Here is a 2951-nt window from a genome sequence, read left to right as displayed (position 1 = left end):
GTGCAGCAGCGCCTGCACGGCTTCGCGCGCCTGCGAAAAGCCGGGACTGTCCTGGCCCAGGCGAGCGTCGGCCGCGCGTTCCAGTTGCGCGAGCGCGTCCAGGCAGTTTTCCGCGTCCGCGCGCATGCCCTCGATGAAGGCGCTGGAGTTGCCGCGTTTTGCCGCTTCCATGTCGGCCAGGCGCGGCGGCGCGCGGCTTCGAAATCGACGGTGGAATACGCGGTGCCGCGGCCTTCGGTCAGCGGCATCTCGCGCACGAGGGCGCGCGTGCGCGACAGGATCCACGCGAGATTGCCGATGCGCTGTTCCTGGTCGCCGCCATCCGCTTCCGGATACAGGCCCAGGTCCCAGTAGCGTTCGCACAGGCCCGCCAGCACCCGGAAGCCTTCGCCCAGGCCGCGCAGGTGGTGGCGCTTGGCGGCGGCTTCCGTCAGCCAGACGGCGAGGCGCAGGTCCTTGGTCTGTTCGGCCAGCAGGCGCGCGCAGCGGTCGACGACGAAGCCCCAGTCGGCCTCCTTCAGGTCCGTCACCCATTCGCCCTGCGCGAGCGACGGGTCGTCGAACTGGCGTGCGCGGGCGATGGCGTCCAGTTCGGGCGAGAAGGCGAGGTCGGCGCCGCACGGGGCGGCGTCGGAGATCGGGGCGAGCAGGGCGTCGGCGGTGAACATGGTGTCTTTCAATGGAAAATCATTGCGCGAGGCGGAATTCGATGCGGCGATTGCGCGCGCGGCCCTCGGCGGTGTCGTTGCTGGCGATCGGGCGGTCCGGGCCCTGGCCGCTGGCGGACAGGTTCTCTTCCGCGATGCCGTGCGCGGCCAGGTAGGCCTTCACCGTGGCGGCGCGCGCCTGGCTCAGGCTCACGTTGCTGGCGCGCAGGCCGGCGCTGTCCGTGTGGCCGATGATCTCGATGCGGCGGCCCTTCAGCTTCTGCATCGCCGCGACCATCTCGTCGAGGATCGCGCGGCCGGTCGGCGTCAGGGTCGCCTTGCCGCTCTCGAATTCCACGGTGCGGTTGGCCAGCGTGTTGTCGAGCAGGGCCTGCTCGGCGGCGGAGACGCGCAGGCCGTTGTTGACGGTGTAGGTCGGGTTCAGGTTGGTGGCGACGTTGCTCGCAATGCGCTGGCGCAGCGCCTCGTTCGCGACTTCGCCGCGCAGGCTGACGTTGCTGCCGTCGATCCTGAGCTGGCCGCGGCTGATCTGGCGCAGGTCCGGCGTGATCAGCTTCTGCACGTAGCCGTTCCAGTTCGCGGGCATGGCGACGGGGCCGATGGCGATCTGGTCGACCACGCGGTCGGCGCCGTAGACCTCGCGCAGTTTCGCGAGCACGGCGGCCTTGGTCGCCTCGTCCGGCACGGTGCCGCTGGCCGTGACCTGGCCCGGTTGCGCGGCGGCGGGGGCGGGCGCGGTGTTCTGCGCGGCGGCGATGCCGGCGTGGCACGTGACGAAGAACGCGAGGAGGGCGCGCTGGGTGAAGATTCGCATATCAGGATCCGATGAATGCCGCGGCGACGGAATCGAGCGCGGACTTGAGGGACAGGCTGCCCTGCGCCAGCCAGGCGGAGAGCTTGCGCACGGCGTAGTCGCCGTCGACCTGGTCCTCGACCCATTCGAGGTCGGCGAAGCCGATGAGGTGGTCGAGGCCCGCCTGCGGGTCGATGAGGGTGCGCAGCGTCTGCGCCGACGCGCCGGAAAAGCCGACGACGAGCGCCGGCCGGCCGTCCAGCCGCGTGACGAACAGCGCCAGCTCGAAGTCGGCGCGCGCGAGGAAGGGCGCGATCACGTGCATCCAGAACGCGGCCACGAGGTTGCGGTGGATGGGGTCTTCCGGCAGCGGCAGCACGAGGCTTTTTTCCAGGCGTCCGGACCCGCTGGCCAGCACGGGCTGCAGCAGCATGCCCAGCGCCAGCAGCACCTGGCGCGTGGAGACGGCGAAGCCGGCGCCCGCCAGCAGTGCATCCAGCGCGGCGATCGTCTGCACTTCCAGGAAATCGTCGAACGCCGGGTCGTATGCGGCGGCGCGCAGGTCCAGGTCGATCGGCTGGCTGCTGGCCGCAAGCAGCGGCGCGGCCGGATCGCCCGCGTTGCGCACGCCCGCCGTCAGGGTCTCGAGCCGGCACCACAGGCGTGTGAACACGAGCGGCGTCGTGGGCAGGAACGCGGCGGGCTCCGCGATTTCCATCGCGCCGGCCATCAGGAACGGATAGCGGCGGCTCGATTCGTCGCTGCTCGCCACGATGTGGCCGCCGATCGCGTGGCGCCGGCGCGGGCCGACGAACGCGAAGTGCAGCGGCGCGGCGGTGTCGTACGCGAGCTTCCAGCGCGCGTTGGTGCTCATCAGGTCCATCGCTTCCGACAGCCAGTCGTCCAGCACCTTGAGGAGGGCCGGGCTGGCGCTGCCGCGCACGAAGTCGCCGCGGCTGGGCAGCTTGCCGAAATAGCCGACGCTGACGGGGGTCGTGAGGCGGCTCATTGCGCAGCTCCCGCCAGCGCCGTCTGCACAGGGGCGGTGCGCGGCGCCGTGATCGTTTCCGGCAGGCGCAGGCGCTTGAAGCCCTGGCCCGACGTGGACGCCTGGACAGGTGCGGGCGCCGGCGCGGCCGGCAAGACCTTCAGGTTCGCCGTCACCGTGACGCCGCCGGCCTGCCACGACAGCTCGAACGCGCCGTCGGGCTTGCGCTTGCGCTGGGCCGCGTCGATCATTTTCTTGAGGCCGAAGTGGCCCGGCTCGTCCAGCACGACGACGTTGCGGCCCTCCGGCGTGAGCGCGGTGATCTTCGCGCCCGGCACGCCCTGCGGATTCGGCCACACCATGTGCACCCACGGCTGCGGCTGGCCGCGCCAGCGCAGCGACTGGCCGTCGATCTCCAGCGTGAATTCGGTGGCGCCCTGCGTGCCCAGCGCCTGCAGGTCGAAGCGGGTCTGCGCCTCGCCGCCGCTGCTCGCCGCGGCAT

4 protein-coding genes are annotated in these 2951 nt (G+C 71.4%); all 4 read right to left on the bottom strand.

Going from position 1 to position 2951, the window contains the following annotated elements; all coding sequences use genetic code 11:
- On the bottom strand, positions 1–668 hold a 668-nt coding region (tssA, locus tag ACEN88_RS28185; RefSeq protein ID WP_413344978.1), incomplete at its 3' end, for a type VI secretion system protein TssA.
- Positions 669–687: 19 nt separating this feature from the next.
- Entirely contained in the window at positions 688–1482 is a 795-nt protein-coding gene (locus ACEN88_RS28180) for an OmpA family protein (RefSeq protein WP_413344976.1), read from the bottom strand.
- Position 1483: 1 nt separating this feature from the next.
- Positions 1484–2470, bottom strand: coding sequence for a type VI secretion system-associated protein TagF (gene tagF, locus ACEN88_RS28175; protein ID WP_413344974.1), 987 nt, complete (start codon positions 2468–2470; stop codon positions 1484–1486).
- A partial coding sequence (locus tag ACEN88_RS28170; protein WP_413344972.1) for a type VI secretion IcmF C-terminal domain-containing protein occupies positions 2467–2951 on the bottom strand: 485 nt, incomplete at its 5' end. The genes tagF and ACEN88_RS28170, both read right to left, overlap by 4 nt.

Origin of the sequence: Massilia sp. CT11-108, from assembly GCF_047302915.1 — a bacterium.
Taxonomy (GTDB): domain Bacteria; phylum Pseudomonadota; class Gammaproteobacteria; order Burkholderiales; family Burkholderiaceae_D; genus Telluria; species Telluria orientalis.
The sequence above is the reverse complement of the archived record's forward strand: the minus strand, read 5'-3'. Positions and strand labels throughout refer to the sequence as shown.

What these genes read in the sequence shown, in the direction of transcription:
- ACEN88_RS28180 (WP_413344976.1), bottom strand. Translation starts at nt 1,482, where the DNA reads ATGCGAATCTTCACCCAGCGCGCCCTCCTCGCGTTCTTCGTCACGTGC.
- tagF (WP_413344974.1), bottom strand. Translation starts at nt 2,470, where the DNA reads ATGAGCCGCCTCACGACCCCCGTCAGCGTCGGCTATTTCGGCAAGCTG.